Below are 25,320 nucleotides of genomic sequence, written 5' to 3' on the forward strand. Positions count from 1 at the left end.
TGGCTCACAGTTCGGAGCAAGTTTCAGCTAACGTAACACTGGGCGTCGCGGGTCTTATAGATTTCGCTGTGTCGGAGATACATGCCTCAAATGCAGAAAAGAGCAACATGCTAAGCTTATGAGACGGCAATATCAGAAACCAGCGAGGTATTTATCTGGCTTCAGATAGGATTTTAGATATGAGCGCTTTTAATACAGCATGAACCGAGTTAGATTTGTATGCACCCTTTTTGCTAAAAAGAATGGCATTAAGTAGGAGGGAAGCAAGGGTAACCAATAGCGCCCTAAGTATGGCAATGAAGTTTAGAGACCCGGAGAGCGGCTACCCCATGCCCAAGTCACAAGCCGTGACGAAGACCATGCAGGGCAATAAAGCGAAGGACTCCAAGCCTGAGCTTTTACTGCGGAAAGCATTATGGAAAGAAGGAGTTAGAGGCTATCGGCTTCATTCAAAGGAGCTTCCCGGAAAACCAGATTTAGTGTTTCCAGCTAAGAAGCTAATAGTGTTTGTGCATGGCTGCTATTGGCATAGCTGTCCTATCTGCGCCATTGCACGTCCCCGACATAACGCCTCTTACTGGAATGAGAAGCTTGCTGGTAATAGTCGGCGAGACGCTCAGCATGCTGAGCGTCTTAGTGAGCTTGGCTGGAAGGTACATACTGTGTGGGAGTGCCAAGTAAAATCCTCGCTTGACGAGGCTGTTCAACGAATAAAAAACTTGCTAGCGGCTGAAGTCTAGCTTTGTAAAATGGTGAAATTCATTGACTTATTTGCGGGATTGGGTGGATTTCATGTTGGGCTAGAGCAGCTTGGCATGGAGTGCGTCTTCGCATCTGAGCTGAACAAAGAATTACGTGACCTCTACCATATCAATCACGGCCTAGCGGAGGATATGATTCGAGGAGACATTAGGGATGTGGATGAAAAGGATATACCTGCTCATTCACTGCTTTGTGCGGGCTTTCCTTGTCAGCCCTTCTCAAAAGCTGGTGCACAGGAAGGATTGAGCGATGAGGTACGCGGCAACCTCTTCTACCAGATTATGCGCATTATCAACCACCACAAGCCAAGCTATGTGCTACTAGAGAATGTTGCTAATCTTCTCAGACACGACAACCACAACACTTGGGCTGTAATTAAAAAGACATTAGAGGATGCTGAGTATGAGGTGGACCACAAAATACTCTCTCCTCATCAATTCGGAGTGCCTCAGCTTCGGCAGCGAATGTTTATTGTTGCCGCTCGGAGAGATATAGGCGGCCTTAGCCAATTCGCCTGGCCAGAGCCAGAGAGCTACCCGAATATGTCGATACGAACTATCATTGAGGAAAATCCTGACGTTAGCGACATTAGACCGCTCACAGAGAGGGAGGTAGAGGCCATAGCTATTTGGCAAAAGTTCCTCGACTGCCTGCCCCCTAACGCCCCCATACCTTCTTTTCCAATTTGGGCCACGGAATACGAAGCAACTTATCCTTTTGAGAAGCAAGTGCCTGAACAGCTTTCTGCTAAGGAGTTAGGCGCGCATAAAGGCATATTCGGCCAAAGCCTTGATGGTCTCAGCACCTTAGAGCAGAAGCAGTACATTCCTACTTACGCTAGGGGCGAATTGCTTTTCCCAAAGTGGAAGCAGCAGTTTATTAGGGATAACCGCGCCTTCTTTCAGAGATACAAGGATGAGTTGAAGGACGTTATGGAGGAGATTAAAGAGTTGCCTTTCAGTTGGCAGAAGTTTGAGTGGAATTGCAAAGGCGAGACCCGTAAGCTTGACCGCCTGATATTACAGTTTCGCCCCTCCGGCATCCGTGTCAAGCGCGCAAACTTTTTCCCTGCCCTAGTAGCATCTACGCGCACTCAAGTTCCTGCTATTGGCTGGCTCAAGCGTTACATCACTCCTAAAGAAGGTATTGCGCTGCAGTCATTAGGCGATATAGCGCTGCCAGCTAATAATACCGCAGCTTTTAAGGCTCTTGGCAACGCTGTCAACGCAGAGGTAGTAAAGCGCATTGCCACTCGTTTAGTATTAGTATCCGACCCCACCCAAAAGCCTCAGCTTGTGCAGCAGCGCATAGCTTTTACATCTAATCCTATCAACCTAGTCACTGCATGAGTGAGCAGCTTAGTAATATTCCTACGGTCGAAACCGTCGGCATCAGTCCTGGAGTAGGCATTCTTTCTATTTTTCGCTACATCAAATACAAGCCTTGGTTTGCCCTTGCTGAGTATGTGGATAATGCGGTTGACAGCTACTTAAAAAATAAGCAGGCACTGGATGATACCTATTGGGGGTATCAGCTAATGATTGATATTGAGCTTAATGTAGAGGAGAACTACATTAGAATCTCTGACAATGCTGCTGGCATCAGTGGCAAGGATTTGGAGCGTGCGCTTCGGATGGCTGTTCGCCCACCCGACCGTAGCGGACTTTCAGAGTTCGGTATGGGTATGAAAGCTGCTAGCTGCTGGTTTTCTCCTAAGTGGTCAGTCGAGACGCAGGCTTTAGGTGATGACGTCAAGAGAAAAATCGTCTTTGACGTGCAGCGTATTGTCGAAGAGGATACTAGCGCGCTGAGCACAAACCCTTCGCCCTCGGTTATGGGCCATCATTTTACGAACCTGTACTTAGGTGATGTCTACAGCATGCCGAGCCCACACGCTGTGGCTAAAATTCGGGAGCATCTAACAAGTATCTATCGTGACTTCCTCCGTGAAGACAAATTTTTTGATGCTATAGTCATTACCGTTAATGGTAAGCGTCTTAAATACAAAGCTCCCTCTGCTTTAGTCGCGCCACCTCACAATGACAAAACGGCTGAGCCTATCAAGTGGCGAAAAGAATTGGACTTTACATGCGCTGGCGGTCAGCGCGTCACTGGATTTGCAGCCATATATTCTACCGCTAAAACTAAAGAGGCGGGCTTTGCTCTGCTTCGGCGCGGCCGTGTAGTGGAGGGGAGCTACGATGAGCCCTACCGCCCAGCTAAGATATTCGGAGCCCCTGGCAGCTTTTATAGCCAGCGCATCTATGGGGAGCTACATATTGATGACTTTACCGCCAGCTTCACCAAAGACGGTGTGCAGTGGGAGGACGGAGAGGATGACTTCTTGAACTGCCTAAAAGCTGCGCTCAAAGCCCCAGGTATTGACTTGCTCAAGCAGGCAAACGGCATGCGGGTTAAAGAGTTGGCCGGTGGCAAAGATGGAGGCCAAGACGAAAAAAGCGGGAAGGGTGGCCAGCCTGGCGGCGAAGATGATACGGCCAATGGGGGTAAGACCACCGGCCATCAGCCCAACCCAGCGCCTTCTGGGAGCGAGGAGAAAAAAGAGGGTGCTGCGCCTCAGCCACCAGACAGTAGCAATGGCGACAATAGCAAGCCGACGGGCAAAGCCGATGTTAGCGCTAAAGGCAGCCAGCCTAAGATTACCGAGGTTCACACCCTTTCTGCCACCATAGATGGAATTAGCTGGCGCGTGTATCTTGAGCTAAGCCATAACCCTGCCCATACAGATTGGATGACAATCAGCAAGTCATGTATTCCTGAAGGGTCTCCGACAAATGCGAATGAGCGGCTGTTAGGCGTTCGGGTATCGCTGAATCACCCATTTACTATAAAGTATTGTGGTATTGAGCCATTGCAGCTAGCGCCGATTTTACGCCTTGGGGCAGCATTTGCCTTAGCAAAGACGCTTGCTCAAGAAGGCGGCTCCGCTCACTCCAGTGTGCTGATGGACTATGTGAATGAGTTATTATTAAAGCTGTAAAAAGTCTTTTTCAGTTGCTTCAATTATGAATACAATATATACCTCGGCTAAGTGGCCCGTAAAAACCAGCGGAAAACAGATAGAGCGTCTAAAAGCTCAATTGGGGCTGCCGTCTCCTGCTACTAATCTGCTGATAGAAGAAACAGCCGATATATTAAGCTTATGTGGCTCGCCTAACGTTTCTGTAAACTCTGAGACTGGACTTGCCCTTGGGTACGTGCAGAGTGGAAAGACCATGTCTTTTACCTCTCTAATAGCTATGGCGCGAGATAATGGCTATCAGGTTATTATCGTGCTAGCTGGAACTCAGAGAGCTTTGATTCGACAGTCAGTTGAGCGCCTTACCAAAGACTTGCAGATTGTTGGCGCTAACTCGCTCGACTGGCGAATTATGTCTGACCCCAAAGGCTCACATGGCGAAGAGCTCATCAAGGCAACGCTAAACGAGTATAAAAGCAGCAGTAAATCAAAGCTGCGCAAGCGCACAGCTATTGTCGCTGTCATGAAAAACAAGACTCGGCTCGGCAACCTTATTGAGGTGATAGAAAAGCTGAGCGAAGAGTTTAAAGGAGTGCCTACCCTGATTGTCGATGACGAGGCGGACCAGGCTGGAATGAACACCGAGGCCAAAGCAAATCGGAAGCGCTTAGCTGCTGGGCTGCCCGAAAAGCTAAGCCCGGTATATGCTCAGCTATTACGCCTGAAGAGTGCGCTGCCGCACCACACTTATGTGCAGTATACTGCTACCCCTCAAGCGCTTCTGTTTATCAGGCGGAAGGATGATATGTCCCCTAATTTCATCAAGCTCCTGACCCCTGGGGCTGGCTATACCGGTGGACAAGCTTTTTTCTCTAAGCCACTATTTAAGAAGCTGGTAAAGGAGATTCCTGATATAGAGATTCACTCTCCTAATCATCATTTAGTTACCGCTCCAAACTCGCTGCAAGAGGCAATGCGCGTGTTTTTTCTTGGAGTGACTGAGCATCTCATAACCGACTCGGCCGAGCGTAACCGCTCCATGATGGTGCATCCATCGCAGTACCAAGACATTCATGGGCAGTATTTCAAGTGGGTGACCACAGTGAAAGGCCGCTGGGTACGCATCTTGAAGAAGGATGAAGACGAGCCAGAGCGTCAAGAGTTAGTAGGGCAGTTTAAAGCCACTTACAATGAGCTTTTTTCCATCAACTCAGATATGGCTCCTTTCGAGGAGCACTTAGATACGCTGGTAGATGCCATTTCTGCTACCCAGGTTAATGAGTTCAACGGCAAGCCCGGCTCAGTATCGCAGATAGATTGGGCTAATCACGAGTTTTTCATTCTGGTAGGTGGGCAGGCCATGTCCCGCGGCTTCACCGTCGAAGGACTAACCGTTACATACATGCCGCGCGGTATAGGTGTTGGTACTGCCGATACTATGCAGCAGTGGGCTCGCTTCTTTGGCTACAAGAAGAAGTACATCCACCTCTGCCGCATCTATCTAGCGAAAGATGCAATCAAGGCATTTCAAGGCTACGTGAAGCACGAATCGGACTTGCATGCGCGCTTAAAGGCGTTTGATGCCGACCACACATTAAACGCTTTTCAGCGTCGGGTAAAGCTGCCGTCATCTTTGAAGCACCTAACGCGCAACTCGGTTTTAAGCGAAGATGTTGAGCGCTATAGCTTTGGTGGGGCATGGATAACTACCGAAACGGTACAGGGTAGCCCGGCTGAGATTGATGCCAACCGAGCAGCCATCGACAGCTTTATCAGCAACCCTAGCTTCTCATGGCAGCCAGATAGAGGTAGCAGTGAGCGTACTCCAGCACAGATTCACTTAACCAGTGAAGTAATGCTGACGGACATAATCAAGCTGCTGCGCAGCTATACCTACCTTGGCACCCAGGACACTAGCAGCCTCGGCTACGTTTACCTATCCACCGATGATGCCGATGCATTTGATATGCTAGCAGATAACTTAGAGGCTTATAGCAAAGCGCATCCTGGGGCAACTGGGGTAGTCTATCAAATGTCTCCTCCTCCGCAAAAGCCAAGGCTGCGTACTGCCTCAAACGGTAAGCTCAAGCAAGGACCGTTATTCCAAGGGCGCAACCCGTCGAAAGAAGAAGGCAAAGCCATTTATCCAGGCGACACAGAAATAAAAGATAAGGGCCGGTTCTCGCTCCAAATTCACCGGCTTGAGATAAAGGCTGGTAAGGTACCTGGCTACGAGTCTTTCGTGCTGGCTGTATGGGTGCCTTCCGACGCAGCCGACGAGATGGTTAAGCTCGCAAATGAGTAGCTAAATATCTATGCTGAATCCGCAAAGCCCACGACTAGCTTCTGGGCAGCTTGTTGAAGAGCAGTCGTACACCCGCGCCGAGTTGCGGCAGCTATTCGATACGGCTGATACTACTATTGAGACCAGTGTATTTCGGCCGAGTGGCTACGATTCCGTTTGGCTGTTTATTACTCAGGAGGCATCTTCCGACCCACAGTACCAAAGTCGGCTTGTCGATACGAATACCCTTCTTTGGTCAAGCCAGCTTGGCCGGCATACGCAGCTTGTGCTTACTCATGAGTCGCGTGGGCTGGAGTTGCTGGTATTCTATCGTGAGAGCTTAACGCAGTACGTTGATGCAGGCTTCCGCTATATCGGGCGCTTCGAGTACCAAGGCCATACGGGCACTAGCCTAGCCTCTTTGACTCTGGCGCGCAGCGGCAGTGTGCCAAGCATCGAGCAGATACAGGTCCAGCAAGATGAGCAAGGCGGCTTCAATCCTGCTTCTGTCCGTGACGGCCGCGAGTGGGTGCTAGCCACTATCGTCCGCCGCCGTGGGCAGGCTGCTTTTCGAGCCAGCTTAATCGCTGCCTACAGCAGTACTTGCCCTGTTACAGGGTGCAAAGTAGAAGCGCTGCTTGAAGCCGCGCACATCATACCCTATTTAGGAACAACAACCAATCACATTCAGAATGGGCTACCGCTGCGCACTGACATTCATACACTGTTTGACTTGCAGTTGCTTGCCATAGACCCTGAAACGCTAACTGTGCTGCTAGCACCTTCCTTAATTGGCTCCGAATATGGCGAACTAGCAGGTCGTTCCATAAGGCTACCCGCACAGGCCATTCATCACCCTAGTCGTGATGCGTTACGTGCCCACCGCATTCGTTGCCCATTTTAACAAAGTTAAGCTGCCCTGCGTGCCCTGGCTTGTCGGCCTCGCTTGCGAATAATTGCTTTAAGTCGCCCTATTATACTTTTTACATTGTTATAATGCTCTTTGACAATAATATAGCTTGCGGATTGATTTCCGCCATGTGCCATTGAGTTTCTTAGGTCAATAATAGAATTAAGGGATGCTTTTTCTGCATCCGATATACCGGAGACATATTCGCTCTGCCAATCCGAACTGAAGGACTCCAACAGCTTTTCTAGCTTAGCGTGTTTAAGGTTAGTGACGCTCTTCATTTTAGTCTTGACGTATCTATCGACTTCCTGCTGAGAATTGCCGTCCATAAATTCGCTGACAAGCTGCTTAACTACTGTCTCAAGCAGGCCAGAAGTCCTGATGCATAGATACTCAGCAAGTCGCGCCTTTGCCTCTGCGTCTTGCACTGCATCTACCATTGCAAACATATCATCAAGCTTCTTTTCCAGTCGCTCAATATTTTGGCTCATAGCAGCGTGGGGGAGTATATATCTTGTCCGAAATAGTCAATAGCTGTCTGAATTCTAGTCTCAACAGCTGCTTTGTGAGCGGTACTAGTTCGTACAGCTATTAAGTAGCTTTCATCCAGCAACAGCCGATTATAAGCCTCACGAGCTTGCCCTGGATTAATATGGTCAGTCTGCAGTCGAGTTGCCAGCGCTACCATCACCGAGTCAAAAACTGCGGCGTTGATGCCTCCTCCAAGCCTGAATGCGCGCCTTTCCAAAGCAGCGCCAATGATAGACAGCGCCGGCAGCAGTAAGGCATCCATTTCCTCTTTTGAGTGCTGCTCTAGATTTCGGTTACTAGACATGAACTCGTTAAGAAACCTCATCATTGGAGGCTCATAGCTACTACGGTTGTAGTAAAAGGCGAGAAACCTCAAGATTAGCTCCTGACTTTTAGCTCGGTCATTAGCGAAGCCGAAGATATTCGACCAGGCTTCATGCGTAACAGCGGCATTCAGATAGTCATTAAACTTTCCATAATACATGCTGGTGCGAATCTCCTGGCTGGTCAGCTTGGTGCCACCTGTATTAAGTCGCTCGAAAATCAGGTAGATACTCTCTCGCTCATCGGTCGGGTCATCTGACTTGACTATCGTAGCATGAATTATCTGGTTGTCAAGTCTTGATTTATCATCGTATGATAGTGTATCGTAGGTTTTGCCCTCTAAGTCTGAAGCTACGCCCTGTAGGCCAAACTTCTCGCCACGCAGCACGCCTATGATAAAATAGTAGAGACTCAATAAGCGCTGCTGGCCATCCACTATCAGCAGCTTGCCATTGGTGTCATGCGCTAAAAAGATGCCGGGCACTGGAAAGCCAAGCAGCAAGGACTCGACAAAGCGTGAGGCTTCCTCCCGGCTCCACACAAACTGCCGCTGAAAATCTGGTACGTAGATAAGCTTAGCGCTAATCTGCTGCACTATTGATTTGACAGAATAGTCAGCACCATAGCTTGTTAGAGAATATCTACGCGGGCTTGTCTCATCTTCCAGAAGGTCAATATAGTTCCTCTGGTCAGTTGCTTCGTAGCGATACTCGCCGCTATGAATGGCCTCATAGTGCTTGAGGTAGGTCAAAGCACGCTCTTTGCCAAAAACGATAACAAGCTCGCTGCTTTCTTTATGGTAGATGGATATACCGTCTATGACTGCATCATGCAGAGGCTTCTCTCTGATTTGCAGCGAAACAGAGTTGCCAAGTGCCCCTGTGTGCTTTGAGTAGTCAAATGCGACGAATAGCTCTAGCTCAGCCCAATAGCCTAGAATCAAGGTGATTTCACCCGGTTTGCACTCAAAGCTGCTTACACCTGATGTCTGTATGCGGTACTCGTCTGCTGGTCGGCGGGCCCCACCGCGCGATAGATTCCAGATATATACTCTATAAGTGCTTTCTAGTCCTTGTGCTCTGATGTAAAGGACCGCTGGATGCTCACCCCGCGGCGTCCTGTACTCAACTACTGCCCCTTCACTTTGAATGGTATTGACGAATACTTCAACAAGCTTTGATTTAGTGAGTTTCGCCATTATAGAGTTTTCTGTGCGGTAAGTTGCAATGCCAGCAGTTCCTGCTAAGCTAGTCGCTTTAAGAGGTTTGCTGATAATAATGAGCAAAAGTAACAAAAAAGCCTGCTGGCAAGCTGCCAGCAGGCTTTTTAAGTTAATCACAAAGTGACGGGTGTTTGTGTGGCTCGCACTTACGAAACATCTCCTGATGTAAGTCCTTCATAGTCTACCTTTTCAATAGGCGTTGCTATGAGACTTAGCGTATCCGGTTGCGGCACAACCACAACCGGCGTACCCACCGCAGTTTCTCCAAACAGCGGATTAGCCGGCAGCGGCTGGCCGCCGTTGCCATCCGGCACCTGATTGAACAGTACCAGTTCCTCGCCCGGCGTGCTGGCGGCCAGCGTATCGGTCAGTCGCTGCGGCGTCACCACGTCGAGCAGGTCATGCACCAGCAGCGTCTGCGTGCTTACGTCCACGTTATAGGTCTGATTCAGCGCATTCATCATGGCGGCGGCCGTCTGGGCGTCCAGCAGGGCCGTGGCCAGGCGCGTAGCGTAGGAGCGGGCTTTGCGGTCAGCTTTGGCCCGCAGGCTCATGGCGCGCTTCATGCGCTGGCGGAACTGTTTCTGATAGGCGGTAAGAGTTGCCATTATAAAAGGGTGCCTTACGGCGTTGAAAGTGAAAAAGAAAGCGGCCGGCTCCGGGAAGCCGGCCGCGTGACCGTTGGTGCCAGGCGGCTACCCCACGTACACCACCGCCAGCGGGTTGCTGCCGTTGTTGTTGAGCGGGTACATCTTGCCGTTCAGCTCCTGGTAGAAGTTGATGCCGAGCACACCCAGCACCACGTCCGTAGCGGCCGGTTCAGCGGGCAGCGTGGCCACCACGCTCTGCGCGCCCAGGTTGCCGCTCAGCGGCTGCGGGCCCAGCGGCGCGGCCACCGGTGCCACGGCAAAGGTTTTGGTTTCAAAGGTGAGCGCAGCCGCGGCGTACACGACCTCGTAGTGGGTGGCACCCTGCGGGGCGGCCACGTCGGTTTGCGGGTTGATGCCCGCCACGCTCAGCGTTACGTCCCGGCCGGCCAGCGCCACGCCATAGCCGAAGAACAGCGTCTGGCTCAGGCCGGCGCCGGAGTTGAAGTTGAAGCCCAGCAGGCCGGCCGTATTTTCCCTGAGCACCTGCCGGCCGCCCCGGTCGTTGTCCTCGTCGAGGCTGATGATTTCGCGCATCTTCTGCGTAAGCCGGGCCACCAGCTGCCGGTCGCTGGCCGACTGGATGGCCTGCCGCAGCGCGTCGCGCACCAGCTTGCCGGCCGAAGCCGCCTCGCCGAATTCCGAGGCGTTTTCCCGCGTGCGGGCCATGCTGGCCGAGCCATTGAAGGAGGCCTTGTTGGAGGCTGGCTTCTGCCGGATGCTGCCGTCTTTGGCAAACACAAGCCCGCCTACGGTGCCCTGAATGCCGAGAATACCCGTTTGTTGTGCCATGAGTGAAAGGAATAAGGAGTGAGAAAAGAAGGGAAAGAAAAGTGAGGAAAAGAGGAGGGTAGGGGGCACTTAGCGCGGGCAGCCCGAAGCGTAGCGCCGCTTGCCGGCCGCGCTCAGATTGCGCCAGATGGAAGGCGGTACTGCCGGCGAGCAGCGCCACAGCCCGCGCCCCTGGCGCTGGGCCGACTGCTGCACGGCCGCCAGGCGCGGCACCTTGTGGCGGGGTGCCCACGCCCACGCCCAGCCCCGCGCCACCAGCAGCGAATCCAGCGCCACGACCGGCGCTTCACTGGTAGCCGGCACTAGGGCTACCGTGGCCAGGGTCCGGCCGTACAGGTCACGCCCATGCAGCGTCAGCCTCACCAGCCGCCGCGGCGTCAGGTATCGGGCTACCGAGTCGGCCACCTGCCGGCCGAAAGGCTGGCCCAACTCCGGCGCATCTGCCCCGGTCAGCCGCACCCGCAGCACCCGGCCGCAACTCAGCACATCGTAGGTGTCGCCGTCGATGACGCGCACCACCCGCCCAAGTTCTGTCGCCGGCTTGCCGGCCGGCGTACCGCCCGTACCGGGCCCCAGGTGTCCGGCTGCCGTAGGGCATCCCGTCAGCATCCTGCCTAAGGCCAGGAAACCAACCGCAACCAATCGTAACGTATTGTTTATCATGATGATAAACCTATGGCCTGCACCCCTCTGGTTGTATCTTTGCCTGTCCCGAACGCCCCCACTCTCCCCATTATGCCCCAGGTTTGCATCTACCCCAAGGAGGCCGCGCAGCTTACGGGCACCAGCTACGACGCCGGCAAGCGCCTCCTCCAGCGCATCCGCCGCCACCTGGCCAAGCCCGCCCGCTCCTACGTTTCCATTGCTGAGTTCTGCCGCTACACCGGCCTGCCCGAGGCCGAGGTGTGCGCCGCCCTTCGCCCGTAGCTGAAGGCAGGTAAAAGCCACCCTCAAGGCACCCTACAGCATGTCGGGCGTATTATTTTCTACCTTCAAAGCATGAAAGCTTGGCGTGCCTTTGAAAGACTTGTTGCACTCACTACATCTGACGAGCATGACGACTCTATTACTACGGTCATACCCAATGCTAGGCTCAAAGGGTATATAAGTGGCAGGAAGAGACAAATCGATGTACTTGTGGATTACCGCTACAGTGCCGATTTATCCCGAAGACTAGTAGTTGATGCAAAGGATAGAAAGCGTCCTATTGACATCAAAGAAGTTGAAGCATTCGAGGGGTTAATGCGTGATGTGAATGCTAAAAGAGGGATTTTATTCTGCTCGAACGGTTACACGAAATCGGCATTAAGAAGAGCTCAAGAGCATATTGGGATAAGATTGGTCACTGAAGAAGAGATAGACGCGCTGGATTTTAGCCGTTGGGAGTTATGTCGTTCTTCGGCCTGTAAGGAAGGATTAGTGCTGTGGGATACTTATAAAGCAGTTATATGCAATGGTCTCATTAGCATGTATGGTTTAGGGAAATGTGACGAATGCGGCTGTTTCCATGTCTGGTGCTGGGACTGTGGGGAAAGACAGCACTTAAGCGGTGAGGACCATTGGCATTGTACCTGTGAACCTTCTTGGATCTGGACCTCTTCGAAGCAGCGCGAAGTAGATGTTTCAGGCCTAGCTAATGATAGCCTATTCCTACTTTTGGTTCACAGTGATACGAGCTATGATGTAATTGACAGACGGCCTTTATAATTGTAGTTCACTGCACCGGCAGGCCCTCGTACCAGTCGCCCAGAATCTTCTGCCAGGCATCCAGCACGGCCGGGGCCAGCAGCCGGGCCTTGTCTTTGGCGTAGCGGTCCGTCACGTCTTCCTCGGCGTGCCCCAGTACCAGCTTCGCCAGGGCCTTGTTGCCGTTACTGACCTGCTTGAGCAGCGTGGCCGCCGTGTGCCGGGCCGTGTGCGTGCTGATGACCTGCCAGATGGGCCGCCAATTATGCACCACCTTCCCGCCCGTAATCAGCCGGTCGTCCCACTCCCGCGTGAGGCCCGCCGCTTGCGCCACCTCCTTAATCACGTCGCCCCGGTGCTGCCAGGTGCGGGCCGGAAAGTGCCAGCCCCATCGCTCCCCGATGTGTACCGCAATAGGGGGCAAGGGCACAGCTGCATCGTTGCCGGTCTTGCCCTGCGCGTGCAGCAGCGCCGGCACTTTCGTGCCGTCTTCCAGCGTCAGCGTAATCCGCTCCCGCGGGTCGAACTTCTCCAAATCCTCGTAGCGCCGCCCGCTGAACAGCTGGAACAGCCACCGGTCCCGCTCCTCGGCCAGCGCGTCCGAGGTCGGCCGCCACTGAATCAGCCGGCGCACCTCCTCGACTTCCAGGTCCAGTTGCGGGGCGTTCTTGGCCGAATACTGCAGCCACGCCATGTCAGCCGGCAAGCCCAGTTGCTCGAAGCACTTGCGCAGCCCGGTAAAATGCACCTTGATGGTGGCGTCGGACTTCTGCAGGTCCAGCAGGTGCTGCAAATACTCCTTGGCTATCTTCTGCGTCACCTGCTCGGGCCGCAGGTCTGTGCGCCAGTTTTCCATCATCGTAGCCAGCTGGTCGTACTTGCGCAGCGAGTCTTTGCCCAGGTTGCGGTTTTCCTCTTTCCACTCTTCCAGCACCTGCCGAAACGTGCGGCTGGCTACCACTTCTGCTAATTCCGGCGCAGGGGCTTCTTCTACCTCGGGCGGAAACAACTCGGCCCGCAACTGCTCCTTGCTCACCTTCTCGAATGGGGCCCGGTCAAAAATATCCTCGAAGGCCTGGGTAACATCCTTGACCCATTCCGCCAGCCGGGAATTCAGGTACGCCTTATCTGGATGGTCGCCAACCACCTGCCCCGTTTCCGGGTCCCAGAAAGATTCCTCCTTACCGCGCCGGTTCTTGCCTTCAGGCATTACCAACTCGCCGGTATCTACCTGTAGCTCCTCACCATGCCAGCGGGCCGTCATGCGCACCGGGCAAAAGCCCCGCTTATTGCGCTTCACCAGCCGCAGACTCATCCGCACGCTGATCTGCTTCCGATAGGTAATCTGCTTTGCCATCTTGCCTGTGTCCCGGTATAGGTCCCGCTTTGGGTCCCGGTTTATAGTGAAAGATAACCGAAAACAGTCGGAAAGACGAGCAGCGTAAAATCAAAAACAGCTTAACATAGGCTGAAAACGAAGAATGCCCGCCGGGTAGGGCGGGCATTCTAGGTAGTGGCGCTCCCTCCTGGGCTCGAACCAGGGACCCTCTGATTAACAGTCAGATGCTCTAACCGGCTGAGCTAAGGAAGCGGTTATGGCGGCGTCTATTTTGCCGTTGCTGGTGCAATATTAGAGCAAAGTATTCGAACGTCCAAACATGTCTTTTGAAAAAAATGAGGAAAAATAATTAGTTAGTGATTGTCAGTAAGTTGCCGGACAGCGACGTTCTATACTGACGTAGTGGACGAATGGCTGGACCACTTATTAACTGACCCTGCAGGGTAAACTGAGACTTGCAGCACGGGTCGTAGAGATATACTTGGGGCTCAATTTTTACGCGGGCGCACGTGTCGAGGGGCTGGTACGGGCAATTTCGCTCGAAGGCGAGGTAGTTGCCGGCGCTTTGCCGCACAACAATCAGCCCACGCACCCCGCCCGGATAATAAATAGCGCCATTGTCGAAGCGCAAGTTGCTATTCTGCTGGTTGGAGAGGTCGAGTACCGTGTTAAAAGCCGTCAGCGGTATCTGCGGCTCGGCAGCGTTGTTAGTAGAGTCGCAGGCGGCTAGCCCCAGGCCAGCCATTGCAACCCCTAGCACATGAACGACGAGAGATGGTAGCGTTGGCATACGTAAGTGATGAAGGGTGCAAGTAAAAGCCCTAGCTTGTGGAGGCCAGGGCTTTTACGCTGTAGTAAGCTAACCAGAAAGGAGGTAGGCTAGGTTCAACCTGTAGCGAAGGCCGTTTCGTTGAACCCAGAAAGGCTATTGTACTCCCTCAAACTGCCGTAGGAAACGCGTATCGTTTTCCGTGAACAGGCGCAGGTCCTTGATTTGATACTTGAGCATGGTGATGCGCTCAATACCCATACCCCAGGCGTAGCCCGAATACCGTTCGGCATCAATACCAGATTGCTGGAGCACGGCGGGGTCTACCATGCCGCAACCACCAATTTCAACCCACCCGCTGCCTTTGCAGATATTACACCCCTTGCCTTTGCAGATCAGACAGGTAATATCAATTTCGGCGCTGGGCTCGGTGAAGGGGAAGAAGGAAGGACGGAACCGAATCTGAATGTCCTCGCCGAACATCTCCTGTACAAAGTAGTACACCGTTTGCTTCAAATCGGCGAAGCTCACGTTTTCGTCAATGTAGATACCTTCCACTTGGTGAAACATCATGTGGGCCCGCGCTGAAATGGCCTCGTTGCGGTACACACGGCCGGGCATGATGCTGCGGATGGGTAGGGGCTGGCTTTCCATTACGCGTACTTGCACCGTACTGGTATGCGTGCGCAGCAAGTGGTTGGGGGCCGAGGAAACGGGTACCGCAGTAACTGGGTCCAACTCGGAGGTGGGCTGCTGGCTCCCAGCCTGTGGCGCACTTTTCACAAAGAAGGTATCCTGCATATCGCGCGCCGGATGATTCTCGGGAAAGTTGAGGGCGGTGAAGTTGTGCCAGTCATCCTCAATTTCGGGACCCTCAGCTACGTTGAAGCCAATGCGCGAGAAAATGCGCACCATTTCTTCCCGTACCAAGCTCAGGGGGTGGCGCGTGCCCAGCGCGTTGGGCACGGCCGGTAGGGTATAGTCGAAGGTAGGATTAGCTGGTGCATTAGCAGCAGCGGCTTCTACCTCCTGCTGCCGGGCCTCAAACTTGGTTAAGGCCGATTGCTTAAGCTGGTTGAGTTCCTGACCGACGGCCCGGCGCTGGTCCTGGGGTACGGTTTTGAGCTGATCGAACAGATCGGCCAACTGGCCTTTGCGGCCGGTAAAGGCGATGCGGAACTGGTCGAGTTGTTCCGGAGTAGTAACGTCGTACGCTTCGATTTCGGCCCGCAGCCGTGCGATGGTGTCCTGCATAATACTGCAAAGGTAGGGGGTTAGCGGTAGTTGGTCGCAGATAGCAAGCAGTTCATAGATAAGTAGACTGAAGCAGAGTGTGCTGAAGTGAATTTTGGTACGGTTGCTGCCTAGCTACCATACAACCAGCAGCCAAGGCTAAACGTGGGGCGCCACCCGTTAGCCGGCCGGTGTGGGGCCCGCCGGGCGGGATGTTCTTCTGCTTCAACCTTCCTTCCAATGAAACGTTTTCTGCTTTCGGCTGCTGTAGTAGTGGCCTTTTTCAGCTCTGCCCAAGTGCAAGCCCAAACCAAAAAGCTGCCCGCAAAAGCTGCCAACTCCAGTGTAGCTCCCAGTTCGCGGCCCCCTGAGGCCGCGTGGCCGGCCGCTGATGAGTGGAGCGCCCCCGTTACGGAAAGTAGTTGGGAAACGGCCGCTACCCCAGTAGCCGAAGCTGATTCCGACGACCCCATGATGCACTCCTCGGGAGTGCAGGTGGCGCCGGGCACCAGCTCTTCGCCCTACCGGGGTACTAGCACCGACTACCATGGGCGCCCAGTGGCTAAGGTGAAGTCAAAGCGCCCCCGCTCCGTGGCTGTAGAGTCAGACGACCCTATGATGCACTCGTCGGGGGTGATGCTGGCACCCGGGATGAACACGGCCCCCTACCGCGGCGTGAGCACCGACTATAACGGCCGCCCGCTACGCAAAGCCCCAGCCAGCAACTCTTCGGTTGCTACAGTGGCCGCGTCGGGTAGTGCTGAGGTGGCCGCAACTCAGTGGTAACCTAGCTTACATCAAGCTAATTTGCTTGCACGGCCCGGTTGGCATAGCCACAACCGGGCCGTTGTCGTATGCCGCTGATAGGTAAGGTTCTACTCTTGTTCTTTCTTTCTGCCGCGTATGAAACTGACTGTACTTCCGCTATTAATGGTGTGGTTGAGCCTAATGGAAATCAGCGCGCAAGCGCAACAAACCAGAAAAACAACCCGCAAGGCCCGCTCCGGGGCGTACGCACGCTACGACCGTAGCAACCGCCGGGATGAGGAGAACCTAAAGCTGGCGCCAGGCTTGCGGCTAAACATGCCCAGCCCTCCTACCACCGACTACATGGGCCGGCCCCTTAAAAAGAAAACTCCTAAACCGGCCTCTGCCACTACTACCCTGTCGGCGGGTACTGCACCCGCTAAACCAGCACCAGCCGTTAGGAAAAAGCGTCGGTAGCGCTACTCCTTCTTCTAGATGTAGAAGTAGCCGCCCCTTCGCGGTCGGTTGGTTGAGGTTTTGGACAAAAAGAACAGATACTTTTTAGCGCGGAAAAGGAAAGCTTTTGGCGTGAGTAAAATTTACGTAACCCTCATACGTTTATCTAGTAGCACCCTTGTTTAACCGATCAGAATGGAATCTTTGCTGGCCTTCTTGCTCGGTTAGGAACTTCTAAGAAATGGGCGCGTTAGGGGAAATTCCAAGAGATGCACTTTTGGGCCTGCGTGGGGTGGCGTACCTTGCGGCTTCTTTACTTCAAACTGCTATTCCGATGACTCGTTTTTTCTTTCCTGTGCTCTTAGTAGGTGGGGTGTTGCTGGCCGCACCGTCCCAGGCACAATCCAAAAAGTCCAACGACGGCTGGGGCTCTTCTGATGGTTGGGGCACGCCTGCTCCGGCCAAGAAAGCTGCACCCGCCAAGAAAACCACTACTAAAGCTGCTCCAAAGGCCGCAGTGGTAGAAGAAACTGAGCTAGCTCCTGCTCCTGCCGCTGCTACTGACGCGGCCGCTGCTGGTGGATGGGGAGGCGCCTCCGGTGCTGCTTCAGCGGCTCCTGCCGCCGAAATGCAGCCCATCGGAGCTAGCTTGGCTCCCGGCTTCACGGCTGCTCCTTCACGCCGCGTAACCACTGACTACCGTGGTCGGCCGCTGGCTCCCTACGTGCGTCGCTCGGTGCGCGCGGCTGATCCAGTTCCGCCAGCACCTGCTCCGGCTCCCATTGCCGTACCTGCTCCTGAGCCAGAACCAGCACCAGTAGCCACCACCCCGGCTGCTCCTAAAGCTGCTTCAGCTACAGCTGGTGCCAAGAATGCTGGTGCTGCCGCTACCAAGAAAACGGCTGCTCCCGTTAAGAAAGCGGCTGCTCCTGCCAAGAAGAAGGCAGACGACGGTTGGGGTGGTGGCTGGTAATAACCAGCATCCCCGGCTCTACTAACACAAACGCCCGAACGACAAGCTGTCGTTCGGGCGTTTGTGTTAGTAGAGCCGGGGACGGAGCAGTGAGCAGGCTACTCGGCCTAGGTTAGACTTCTGCTTCTACCAGTTCAGGAGTTGATACTTCCTCGTTTGCTGCTTGGGCTCGGTAGTATAGGGTGCTGCAGTTGTCGGGGCGTAGGAGCTCCTGGGCGGCAGCTTGCACCTGGGCGGGCGTTACAGCCTGCACCTTCTCGCTTTCCTGATTGACAAGGTTGGCGTCGCCCATAAGTTTGCTGTAAGCCAAATTCATGGCGCGGTTTAGCAATTCTATTTCGCTAAACACAATGCTCGCCTCGGCTTGATTTTTCACTTTTTCTAGCTCCTCTACGGAAACTAGTTCGTTGCGAAGCCCTGCAATTACTTCTTCCACGGCGGCATCTGCTTCTTCCAGCGTTACGCCAGCATTCAGCTTGCCACTCACTACCACCAAGCCGGGCTCCAACGACCCCATTACGGAGGCTGAGATAGAGTTGAAGAGCGGCCGCTCTTTCACCAGCTGCTGATAGATACGGCTAGATTTGCCCCGACCCAGTACGTCGCTGAGCAGGTCTACAGGATAGTAAGCCGCGCTTTCACGGCCAGGCATGTGGTATACTTTATAAAGCGCCGACAACGGAACGTTGGCTGTTACTTCTAGGAAGCGGGCTTCCGTTTGGCGAGGCTCCTGGGGTAAGTTACGCTCATAGCGAGTACCACCGGGAATGGGGCCAAACCACTTTTCGGCCAAACGTTGGGCCTCGGCCTTCGTTACGGCACCAGCCACTACCATAATTGCATTGGCCGGAGAGTAATGCTTGCCAAAGAAGTTGCGCACTTGCTGCATGGTAGCATCCTCAATATGGCTTACTTCCTTGCCAATAGTAGCCCAGCTGTAAGGGTGCTGCTGATAAGCCAAGGGGCGAAGTTTCAGCCACACGTCGCCGTAGGGCTGGTTGAGGTAGTTCTGCTTGAACTCTTCTACCACCACTTTGCGCTGCACCTCCAGGCCGTTTTCTGAGAAAGCCAAGCTTAGCATCCGATCAGATTCCAGCCAGAAACCGGTTTCCAGGTTGGCAGCGGGTAGAGTGAGGTAGTAGTTGGTAATGTCGGGGGAGGTGAAGGCATTGTTCTCGCCGCCTACCATCTGCAACGGCTCGTCGTAACTGGGAATGTTAACGGAGCCGGAAAACATCAGGTGCTCAAACAAATGGGCAAAGCCCGTGTGCTGCGGGTCTTCATCGCGCGAGCCCACGTTATAAAGCACGTTGAGCACCGCCATGGGCGTGGTGTGGTCTTCGTGCACTATGCAGCGTAGGCCGTTAGCAAGGGTGAATTCTTCGAAATGAATCATAGGGGCAGGGAAAATCTACCAGAGCCAGTGGGATACTATCAAACTCGCAGCCGCAAGTAGAAGTTTCGGGTGGAGCTGCTAGGGCAAGTACGGAAGAAGCGCGACGGCGACCAAGCCACAAGGAGCAGCCTAGCCCCTGTATTCATTAGAGAGGGGTAGGCAGGAAGCAGGAACGGATAGCAACGCCAGCTAATTACCCCCGAAGGCAGTAGTACCTAAAGTGCGGCCGCAGAACGAGGCAGTTAGGTAGGCTTACGAAGCTTTGATGCCTGTTTTATGCAGGTACTTAGTGCCCTCACCTCCTTGTAAGAGCGTAAGTAGTTGCCGCCTTGAGTAGCCAGTGCCATCTACTCCGCCGGGTTTAGGAGCGGCATACTACCAGAGGCAGGGAGTAGAGGACTAAGGGAGTAGAATGCAGGACGGGTAATGTACCTGCGTATAGTGCAAAATACACAGAGTAATTTTCCTTCCCTTGTAAAGCCGTACTTTTGGCCCTACCCTCCAACTCTACCGCCTGCCGCCCATGCGCTTCGACCGGAAAGATTACTCCAATGAAACTCTCCTTTTCCTCTATCAGCACCTACTGAAACCGCGTCTGATTGAGGAGAAAATGCTGATTCTGCTGCGGCAAGGAAAGGTAAGCAAATGGTTTTCGGGTATTGGGCAGGAGGCTATTTCGGTGGGGAGCACGCTGGCCCTGGAGCCCGACGAGTACATCTTGCCGCTGCACCGCAACCTGGGCGTGTTCACTGGACGCAACATTCCGCTAGACCGCCTCTTTGCGCAGTGGCAGGGCAAAACCACGGGCTTCACCAAGGGCCGCGACCGGTCTTTCCACTTTGGCACCAACGAGCACCACATTGTGGGCATGATTAGCCACCTCGGACCCCAGCTAGCCGTAGCCGATGGCATTGCCCTAGCCGACAAGCTGGACGAGCGGCCTAAAGTAACCGTAACCTACAGCGGGGATGGCGGCGCCTCCGAAGGTGACTTTCACGAGGCGCTAAACGTAGCAGGGGTGTGGCAGCTACCCGTCATCTTTATTATTGAGAACAATGGCTACGGCCTGAGTACTCCTTCCAACGAGCAGTTTCGCTTCAAGCAATTCATTGACAAAGGTCCCGCCTACGGCATAGAAGCCGTGCAAGTAGACGGCAACAATGTGCTGGAAGTGTACGATACGGTGCGCCGTCTAGCCGAGGATTTACGCCAGAACCCCCGCCCCGTGCTGCTGGAGGCCCTGACCTTTCGGATGCGCGGCCACGAGGAAGCCAGCGGAACCAAGTACGTACCCCAGGAACTGTTTGACCAGTGGGCACAAAAGGACCCAGTGGAAACCTACGAGCGGTGGCTTTTGCAGGAAGGAGCCCTCGACGAGCCAGCTCGTCAGCGCTTCCGCGAAACCATCAAGCGTGAAATCGATGAGGCCCTGCGCATAGCCGATGCCGTACCCATGCCGACGGCCAGCGCCGCCCAGGAGCTAGCCGATATGTATCAACCCTTTGAGGCACCCAGCCAAGCACCCGCTGCCGACGCTGCTACTACTGAAAAGCGGTACGTTGATGCCATTTCCGATGGCCTACGTCAGAGCATGGAAAAGTACCCTGAGCTGGTGCTCATGGGCCAGGATATTGCCGAATACGGCGGGGTATTTAAAGTGACGGAAGGCTTTGTATCTCAGTTTGGGAAGGGTCGGGTGCGCAACACGCCTTTGTGCGAGTCGGCCATTGTGGGGGCTGGGCTGGGGCTTAGCATAAAGGGCAAAAAAGCCATGGTGGAAATGCAGTTTGCTGATTTCGTGACCTGTGGCTTTAATCAGATTGTCAACAACTTGGCCAAGAGCCACTACCGTTGGGGGCAGAACGCCGACGTAGTAGTACGCATGCCTACGGGCGCTGGCACCGCGGCTGGCCCGTTTCATTCCCAGAGCAACGAGGCCTGGTTTACGCACACCCCAGGGTTGAAAGTCGTATTCCCAAGTAACCCAGTAGATGCGAAGGGCTTGCTTTGTGCCGCCTTTGAGGACCCTAATCCGGTTATCTTCTTTGAGCATAAGCTCCTGTACCGCAGCATCACCGCCCCCGTGCCTGATGCCTACTATACCACGCCCATTGGGAAGGCGGCCCTCATGCGGGAAGGCGATGAGATGAGCATTGTTACCTACGGGGCTGGAGTGCACTGGGCTTCTCACCTCGCCGATGAACTCAACCTCTCGGCCGATATTTTGGACCTGCGCACTCTCTTGCCCTGGGATGAAGACGCTGTGCGCCGCACCGTAACTAAAACGGGGCGCCTCATTATTCTGCACGAAGACACGCTGGTAGGAGGCCTGGGTGGTGAAATTGCGGCCTGGGTTGCCGAGCATTGCTTTCAGCACCTCGATGCCCCCGTGCAACGGGTAGCCTCGCTGGATACAGCCGTACCCTTCGCTCCTCCGCTGGAAAAGGTATTCCTCCCCCAGCAGCGCCTCCGCGAAACTGTGGAGAAGCTTCGCAACTATTAGCGCTACCTGTGTTTCCGAGCGGCTTCCTGACCCCGTAGTGGAAAAGCAAATGCGCTTTATGTATCATCAATAGCACAAGGAAAAGCGGGCGTACTGAACCGTTGCCAATTGTGTACTTTGCCCATTTTATTCTTCTGTTGATCAGAAGCTCACCTTGATTTTTATGAATGCATCCGGAGCATTTCGCCGCCTGAGCCTGCTATTGCTGGCGGCGTTGCTGCTACTCAGTGCGCCGGCCTGTCACCGCTACCGGTTGCCTAGTCCTAAGGGGCCGCCCCAGCCGAAAGTGAAAAAAGCGGCGTCAACCTCTGACAACCAATCGGCCGACGGGCGTGATATGTCGGTGGATAAAGGCGAGGTGAAAACCCAAAAGAACAGCTACGACAAAAATGGCCTCTTGAAAAAGCCCAAATACGAGCGGCGGCGGTTGAAGCGGAAAGTAGGCCAGCGCAAATTCTTAGGCATCACGTTACCATTCTAACGTATACCTACGCAGAAGTCCTAAGGCTCCTGTTATCCCTTCTCTTTCATTGTGTTAGTAACCTGATATGCGCTACATATTACTGTCAGTAGCCCTGCTGTGGGGGCTATGTTCACATGATGCCCACGCCCAACTAGAAGGCAAGACATCGGGTAAGCAGCGGCGCGAAAACCGCCGTGCCTTGCGCGATGCCAACCGCTACCCTGCTGAGTACAAAGAATCGCACTTGGCCGTAACGAAAGCGGAGCTAAAAGACGGAAATGGAGGCCGACAAGCCGTAGTAAAACCCGCCGACGGCCGCGCCGATTACCAGTTCGACCGGACTGGTGAGCCCCGTGCTAGCGAACCATCCCGTGCAAATCTTCGTCTTCGCAGAAAGGAAAAACAACCCACCCCGTAACTTAACCCTTTCCAATATGACTCCCTGGCAACCACTTACCCAAGCTGAGCAACTCACCGAAATCGTTCGGGAGTCGCACGAGCAGCCAGTAATCATCTTCAAGCACAGCACTACCTGCTCCATCAGTGCGGCCGCTAAGGCCAAGGTAGAGCGGCAATGGGACGGTGCTGGCCTAGAAGGCACTAAAGTGTACTACCTCGATTTGCTGCGCTTCCGACCCATTTCTCAGGAAATAGCGGAAAAGTTTGGCGTCCGGCACGAGTCGCCTCAACTGCTTCTCATTCAAGATGGAGAGTGCCGCTATGATGCATCGCACATGGGCATCCGCCTCAGCGACGTGAAAAGCCTCGTTAGTTAAGCGTAAGACCAACGTCTTTCTAAAAAAGGAACGTGCCGAGCGTAGCTTTTATGTAGCTGCCCGGCACGTTCCTTTTTCCTGTTTACTAGTGTCCGGCTACACGTAGTCGAACTGAACCTCCTGCTGAATTTCAGGGTTCAAGCTAAGAGCTACTGGGCAGGTACGGGCGGCATTTTCCAAGATGGTGCGTTCTTTTTCGGAAAGAGAGGCTGGCATCTGGAAGCGCACGTCAATTTGCCGAATACGGCGTGGTTCGGCAGCCATATGCTTCGTTACATCGTACTGAACGCCAGTGAGGTCTAGCTCATGTCGGTCAGCTACAATCCCCATAATCGTCATCATGCACGCACCCAGGGCCGCGCTAACAAGGTCAGTGGGTGAGAAAGCTTCCCCTCGGCCGTGGTTGTCCACGGGGGCGTCGGTAAGGATGGTGTTGCCGGAGGCCACGTGGGTGGCTTCGGTGCGGAGGTGGCCGGCGTAGCGGGCGGTGGCAGTGCTCATCAGATAGAAAAATTAGGCAATACGATGCTGGTAAATTTACGTACTTTCGACAGTGTTGGCGGTTCCCAAGGCTGGGAGCGGCTACCGTTCCACCGTTTCTTTTCCTTGCGACCTGTGCGTATACAGTTAGTCTTGGGCGGCAGCGCGCTGCTGGCCCTCTTGGGAGCCAGCCCGGCCGTGCAGGCTCAACAAATGAGCAGTGCAGCTGCGGCGCCGAGCAATGAAGACGCCTCCTACCGCAAAGAGTTTACCTACGGCATTAACTTCAACACCCGCGGGGGGCTAATCGGGGGTATTTCGGTTCGCTCTACCCGCATGCTTAACCAAGACTGGGCCCGCTTTTGGAGCATTGAAGGAGTGGAGGTAAAGCATCCCAAGGAGCAGAAAGTCTCCAATAGCGTAGGGGGGCAGTATGTGCTCGGAAAAACCAATTACATGTATGCGCTGCGCCCTAGCGTGGGTGTGCAGCGAGTTATCTTCCGGAAAGCTCCCGATACGGGCGTGCAAGTAAACGCGCTGATAGGAGGTGGGCCATCCATTGCCCTGCTCATGCCTTACTATATTGCCTACGACTACACGGAGCGCAATTCGCAGGGGCAGCCCGTTGGCTCTATCACCGATGTTCGCAACGAGCAGTTCGACCCGCAGATACATTCTACACAGCGCATCCTCGACCGTGCCCCGCTCTTTACTGGTGTTGGGGAAACCAAGCCACATGTTGGCGTACACGTACGGGGGGCGCTGGGCTTTGAGTACGGGCGCTACCGAGATGCTGTGGCTGGGGTAGAAACGGGCTTCCTCTTTGAAGCATACACGAAGCGCTTGCCCATTTTGCGCGCCAACCAGGTAGACGATAACAAACTGAATCGCTCATTCTACCCTTCCGTGTACCTAACTCTTTATTTAGGACACCGGAGCTAGGTTGAGGTCATTGGGAGAGATATCCTCGCATCACTCATTTTGCGCCCGCTTTCTGTTAGTTGTCAGAAAGCGGGCGCGGTGCTTTCCGGCGGACTTACCACCCGATGGGAACATTTTCGGCGCTACGGTGTCTCATTAACCGGTAGTCAATCCCCAATTACCAGCTACCTTTGTATTATGGATGACTTGTTGCTGACTCTGCCTATTATTCAGCCGGAAGCGGCGGCTCCGGCCAAGCCGCGCAAGCCCGATTGGCTGCGGGTGAAGCTGCCCGTGGGTCCAGCCTATGCCAACGTCCGCCGCTTGGTGGATGAGCATAAGCTGAACACGATCTGCGAGAGTGGCAACTGCCCGAATATGGGCGAATGCTGGGGCGCTGGCACCGCTACGTTCATGATTCTGGGCAACGTGTGCACCCGTTCCTGCTCTTTCTGTGCCGTGGCTACTGGCCGTCCCACCGAGTACGATACCGACGAGCCTCGCCGGGTAGCGGAAGCTATTCAACTCATGGGCGTGAAGCACGCAGTTATTACCTCCGTAAACCGCGACGAACTAAAAGACCGTGGCGCAAGCATCTGGTATGAAACGGTGGTGCAAACCAAACTGCTCAGTCCTACTACTACCATTGAAACCCTAATTCCAGACGTGAAGGCCAACTGGGCCGCGTTGGATACCATGATTGCGGGTGGCCAAGAGGTAGTATCGCACAACGTGGAAACGGTAGGTAGCCTTTACCGCCTTGTGCGCCCTCAAGCCAAGTACGACCGTAGTCTGGAGCAAATTCGGCGAACCAAAGAAGCTGGTAAGCGCACGAAATCGGGTATCATGCTGGGCCTGGGCGAAACCAAAGAGGAAATGTACCGGGCCATGGACGACCTAGTGGCTAATGGCCTCGATATTCTCACGCTGGGCCAGTACCTGCAACCAACGAAGCGGCACTTGGAAGTAGCCGAGTTTATTCACCCCGACCTATTTGCCCACTACCGTGAGGAAGGTTTGGCCCGGGGCCTGAAATACGTGGAAAGCGGCCCGCTGGTACGTAGTAGCTACCACGCCGAGCGTCACGTGAACGTCCCAATCTAAGGAGGCTTTATCCAGCTTATAC

Annotated in this window: 25 protein-coding genes and 1 tRNA gene; 15 read left to right on the plus strand and 11 right to left on the minus strand. The window is 54.2% G+C overall.

Features of this window, described 5'->3' with window-relative positions:
- The first annotated feature begins 359 nt into the window (after positions 1-359).
- The 5 genes from CHB83_RS24370 (at position 360) to CHB83_RS09225 (ending at position 6,930) form a co-directional block, all read left to right on the plus strand.
- Positions 360-740 carry a very short patch repair endonuclease gene (locus tag CHB83_RS24370; RefSeq protein ID WP_394340143.1) on the plus strand — a complete coding sequence of 127 codons (381 nt, stop codon included), beginning with the start codon at positions 360-362 and terminating at the stop codon, positions 738-740.
- Positions 741-749: 9 nt separating this feature from the next.
- Entirely contained in the window at positions 750-2,111 is a 1,362-nt protein-coding gene (locus CHB83_RS09210; RefSeq protein ID WP_089332413.1) for a DNA cytosine methyltransferase, read from the plus strand.
- Positions 2,108-3,763, plus strand: coding sequence for an ATP-binding protein (locus tag CHB83_RS09215; RefSeq protein WP_089332414.1), 1,656 nt, complete (start codon positions 2,108-2,110; stop codon positions 3,761-3,763). The genes CHB83_RS09210 and CHB83_RS09215 overlap by 4 nt, the downstream gene beginning before the upstream one ends.
- 259 nt (positions 3,764-4,022) lie before the next feature.
- On the plus strand, positions 4,023-6,047 hold the full coding sequence (locus CHB83_RS09220; protein ID WP_179225497.1) for a Z1 domain-containing protein: 2,025 nt from the start codon (positions 4,023-4,025) through the stop codon (positions 6,045-6,047).
- 10 nt (positions 6,048-6,057) lie between these two features.
- Entirely contained in the window at positions 6,058-6,930 is an 873-nt protein-coding gene (locus CHB83_RS09225; RefSeq protein WP_089332416.1) for an HNH endonuclease, read from the plus strand.
- A gap of 5 nt (positions 6,931-6,935) precedes the next feature.
- Here the strand turns inward: CHB83_RS09225 and CHB83_RS09230 are convergent, their stop codons facing one another.
- The 5 genes from CHB83_RS09230 to CHB83_RS24095 all read right to left on the minus strand — a co-directional run bounded on the left by CHB83_RS09230 (position 6,936) and on the right by CHB83_RS24095 (position 11,400).
- The gene (locus CHB83_RS09230) at positions 6,936-7,427 is read right to left on the minus strand and encodes a HEPN domain-containing protein (protein ID WP_089332417.1); all 492 of its coding nucleotides are present in this window, start codon (positions 7,425-7,427) and stop codon (positions 6,936-6,938) included.
- Complete coding sequence (locus CHB83_RS09235) at positions 7,424-9,130, minus strand: DUF262 domain-containing protein (protein WP_089332418.1); 1,707 nt, start codon at positions 9,128-9,130, stop codon at positions 7,424-7,426. Before CHB83_RS09235 ends, CHB83_RS09230 begins: the two co-directional genes overlap by 4 nt.
- Positions 9,131-9,159: 29 nt before the next feature.
- On the minus strand, positions 9,160-9,621 hold the full coding sequence (locus CHB83_RS09240; protein WP_089332419.1) for a hypothetical protein: 462 nt from the start codon (positions 9,619-9,621) through the stop codon (positions 9,160-9,162).
- 87 nt (positions 9,622-9,708) lie between these two features.
- Positions 9,709-10,452, minus strand: coding sequence for a hypothetical protein (locus CHB83_RS09245; RefSeq protein WP_089332420.1), 744 nt, complete (start codon positions 10,450-10,452; stop codon positions 9,709-9,711).
- Between the two features lie 69 nt (positions 10,453-10,521).
- Positions 10,522-11,400 carry a thermonuclease family protein gene (locus tag CHB83_RS24095; protein WP_245855309.1) on the minus strand — a complete coding sequence of 293 codons (879 nt, stop codon included), beginning with the start codon at positions 11,398-11,400 and terminating at the stop codon, positions 10,522-10,524.
- Between the two features lie 51 nt (positions 11,401-11,451).
- Here CHB83_RS24095 and CHB83_RS09260 point away from each other — a divergent pair, with 51 nt between their 5' ends.
- Positions 11,452-12,159, plus strand: coding sequence for a restriction endonuclease (locus tag CHB83_RS09260; protein WP_089332423.1), 708 nt, complete (start codon positions 11,452-11,454; stop codon positions 12,157-12,159).
- Positions 12,160-12,166: 7 nt separating this feature from the next.
- On the opposite strand, the gene CHB83_RS09265 is transcribed toward CHB83_RS09260, so the two are convergent.
- From CHB83_RS09265 to pheS, 4 genes are all read right to left on the minus strand, one after another.
- A complete protein-coding gene (locus tag CHB83_RS09265) occupies positions 12,167-13,495 on the minus strand; it encodes a phage integrase SAM-like domain-containing protein (protein WP_089332424.1) in 1,329 nt (442 codons plus the stop codon).
- A 157-nt stretch (positions 13,496-13,652) separates the two neighbouring features.
- Positions 13,653-13,729: transfer RNA gene (locus CHB83_RS09270), tRNA-Asn, on the minus strand.
- A gap of 97 nt (positions 13,730-13,826) precedes the next feature.
- A complete protein-coding gene (locus tag CHB83_RS09275; RefSeq protein ID WP_143437072.1) occupies positions 13,827-14,267 on the minus strand; it encodes a Rieske (2Fe-2S) protein in 441 nt (146 codons plus the stop codon).
- Between the two features lie 135 nt (positions 14,268-14,402).
- The gene (pheS, locus tag CHB83_RS09280; RefSeq protein ID WP_045688802.1) at positions 14,403-15,500 is read right to left on the minus strand and encodes a phenylalanine--tRNA ligase subunit alpha; all 1,098 of its coding nucleotides are present in this window, start codon (positions 15,498-15,500) and stop codon (positions 14,403-14,405) included.
- Positions 15,501-15,719: 219 nt separating this feature from the next.
- Here pheS and CHB83_RS09285 point away from each other — a divergent pair, with 219 nt between their 5' ends.
- The 3 genes from CHB83_RS09285 (at position 15,720) to CHB83_RS09295 (ending at position 17,655) form a co-directional block, all read left to right on the plus strand.
- Positions 15,720-16,265, plus strand: coding sequence for a hypothetical protein (locus CHB83_RS09285; RefSeq protein WP_089332426.1), 546 nt, complete (start codon positions 15,720-15,722; stop codon positions 16,263-16,265).
- Between the two features lie 117 nt (positions 16,266-16,382).
- A complete protein-coding gene (locus CHB83_RS09290; protein ID WP_045688800.1) occupies positions 16,383-16,703 on the plus strand; it encodes a hypothetical protein in 321 nt (106 codons plus the stop codon).
- A 313-nt stretch (positions 16,704-17,016) separates the two neighbouring features.
- Positions 17,017-17,655 (plus strand): hypothetical protein, encoded by a 639-nt coding sequence (locus CHB83_RS09295; protein WP_089332428.1) that lies wholly within the window; start codon positions 17,017-17,019, stop codon positions 17,653-17,655.
- A gap of 112 nt (positions 17,656-17,767) precedes the next feature.
- Here the strand turns inward: CHB83_RS09295 and CHB83_RS09300 are convergent, their stop codons facing one another.
- Positions 17,768-19,051 (minus strand): M16 family metallopeptidase, encoded by a 1,284-nt coding sequence (locus CHB83_RS09300; RefSeq protein ID WP_089332429.1) that lies wholly within the window; start codon positions 19,049-19,051, stop codon positions 17,768-17,770.
- 523 nt (positions 19,052-19,574) lie between these two features.
- Here CHB83_RS09300 and CHB83_RS09305 point away from each other — a divergent pair.
- The 4 genes from CHB83_RS09305 to ytxJ all read left to right on the plus strand — a co-directional run bounded on the left by CHB83_RS09305 (position 19,575) and on the right by ytxJ (position 22,793).
- Entirely contained in the window at positions 19,575-21,554 is a 1,980-nt protein-coding gene (locus tag CHB83_RS09305; protein ID WP_089332430.1) for an alpha-ketoacid dehydrogenase subunit alpha/beta, read from the plus strand.
- A gap of 163 nt (positions 21,555-21,717) precedes the next feature.
- Positions 21,718-22,035: a hypothetical protein gene (locus CHB83_RS09310; protein WP_089332431.1), complete on the plus strand. Its 318-nt coding sequence runs from the start codon at positions 21,718-21,720 to the stop codon at positions 22,033-22,035.
- Between the two features lie 67 nt (positions 22,036-22,102).
- Positions 22,103-22,435, plus strand: a complete 333-nt coding sequence (locus CHB83_RS09315) for a hypothetical protein (protein ID WP_089332432.1) — start codon at positions 22,103-22,105, stop codon at positions 22,433-22,435.
- Between the two features lie 16 nt (positions 22,436-22,451).
- The gene (gene ytxJ, locus CHB83_RS09320; RefSeq protein ID WP_045687303.1) at positions 22,452-22,793 is read left to right on the plus strand and encodes a bacillithiol system redox-active protein YtxJ; all 342 of its coding nucleotides are present in this window, start codon (positions 22,452-22,454) and stop codon (positions 22,791-22,793) included.
- A 96-nt stretch (positions 22,794-22,889) separates the two neighbouring features.
- Here the strand turns inward: ytxJ and CHB83_RS09325 are convergent, their stop codons facing one another.
- Positions 22,890-23,294, minus strand: coding sequence for an OsmC family protein (locus tag CHB83_RS09325; protein WP_045687304.1), 405 nt, complete (start codon positions 23,292-23,294; stop codon positions 22,890-22,892).
- A gap of 114 nt (positions 23,295-23,408) precedes the next feature.
- Between CHB83_RS09325 and CHB83_RS09330 the strand changes: the two genes are divergently transcribed.
- Positions 23,409-24,215, plus strand: coding sequence for a hypothetical protein (locus tag CHB83_RS09330; protein WP_143437074.1), 807 nt, complete (start codon positions 23,409-23,411; stop codon positions 24,213-24,215).
- Positions 24,216-24,404: 189 nt separating this feature from the next.
- Positions 24,405-25,298, plus strand: a complete 894-nt coding sequence (gene lipA, locus CHB83_RS09335; protein WP_045687306.1) for a lipoyl synthase — start codon at positions 24,405-24,407, stop codon at positions 25,296-25,298.
- Positions 25,299-25,320 lie beyond the last annotated feature (22 nt).

The sequence above is a fragment of the Hymenobacter mucosus genome (genome assembly GCF_900188255.1).
In the GTDB taxonomy this organism is placed as follows: Bacteria; Bacteroidota; Bacteroidia; order Cytophagales; family Hymenobacteraceae; genus Hymenobacter; species Hymenobacter mucosus.

Coding starts and splice junctions, on each gene's coding strand:
- CHB83_RS09265 (WP_089332424.1), bottom strand. CDS start 13,495: ATGGCAAAGCAGATTACCTATCGGAAGCAGATCAGCGTGCGGATGAGT.
- CHB83_RS09290 (WP_045688800.1), top strand. CDS start 16,383: ATGAAACTGACTGTACTTCCGCTATTAATGGTGTGGTTGAGCCTAATG.
- CHB83_RS09315 (WP_089332432.1), top strand. CDS start 22,103: ATGCGCTACATATTACTGTCAGTAGCCCTGCTGTGGGGGCTATGTTCA.
- CHB83_RS09310 (WP_089332431.1), top strand. CDS start 21,718: ATGAATGCATCCGGAGCATTTCGCCGCCTGAGCCTGCTATTGCTGGCG.
- CHB83_RS09275 (WP_143437072.1), bottom strand. CDS start 14,267: ATGCCAACGCTACCATCTCTCGTCGTTCATGTGCTAGGGGTTGCAATG.
- CHB83_RS09300 (WP_089332429.1), bottom strand. CDS start 19,051: ATGATTCATTTCGAAGAATTCACCCTTGCTAACGGCCTACGCTGCATA.
- CHB83_RS09215 (WP_089332414.1), top strand. CDS start 2,108: ATGAGTGAGCAGCTTAGTAATATTCCTACGGTCGAAACCGTCGGCATC.
- pheS (WP_045688802.1), bottom strand. CDS start 15,500: ATGCAGGACACCATCGCACGGCTGCGGGCCGAAATCGAAGCGTACGAC.
- CHB83_RS09220 (WP_179225497.1), top strand. CDS start 4,023: ATGGCGCGAGATAATGGCTATCAGGTTATTATCGTGCTAGCTGGAACT.
- CHB83_RS09325 (WP_045687304.1), bottom strand. CDS start 23,294: ATGAGCACTGCCACCGCCCGCTACGCCGGCCACCTCCGCACCGAAGCC.
- CHB83_RS09230 (WP_089332417.1), bottom strand. CDS start 7,427: ATGAGCCAAAATATTGAGCGACTGGAAAAGAAGCTTGATGATATGTTT.
- CHB83_RS09225 (WP_089332416.1), top strand. CDS start 6,058: ATGCTGAATCCGCAAAGCCCACGACTAGCTTCTGGGCAGCTTGTTGAA.
- CHB83_RS09210 (WP_089332413.1), top strand. CDS start 750: ATGGTGAAATTCATTGACTTATTTGCGGGATTGGGTGGATTTCATGTT.
- CHB83_RS09285 (WP_089332426.1), top strand. CDS start 15,720: ATGAAACGTTTTCTGCTTTCGGCTGCTGTAGTAGTGGCCTTTTTCAGC.
- CHB83_RS09305 (WP_089332430.1), top strand. CDS start 19,575: ATGCGCTTCGACCGGAAAGATTACTCCAATGAAACTCTCCTTTTCCTC.
- CHB83_RS09260 (WP_089332423.1), top strand. CDS start 11,452: ATGAAAGCTTGGCGTGCCTTTGAAAGACTTGTTGCACTCACTACATCT.
- ytxJ (WP_045687303.1), top strand. CDS start 22,452: ATGACTCCCTGGCAACCACTTACCCAAGCTGAGCAACTCACCGAAATC.
- CHB83_RS24370 (WP_394340143.1), top strand. CDS start 360: ATGCAGGGCAATAAAGCGAAGGACTCCAAGCCTGAGCTTTTACTGCGG.
- CHB83_RS09245 (WP_089332420.1), bottom strand. CDS start 10,452: ATGGCACAACAAACGGGTATTCTCGGCATTCAGGGCACCGTAGGCGGG.
- CHB83_RS09295 (WP_089332428.1), top strand. CDS start 17,017: ATGACTCGTTTTTTCTTTCCTGTGCTCTTAGTAGGTGGGGTGTTGCTG.
- CHB83_RS09240 (WP_089332419.1), bottom strand. CDS start 9,621: ATGGCAACTCTTACCGCCTATCAGAAACAGTTCCGCCAGCGCATGAAG.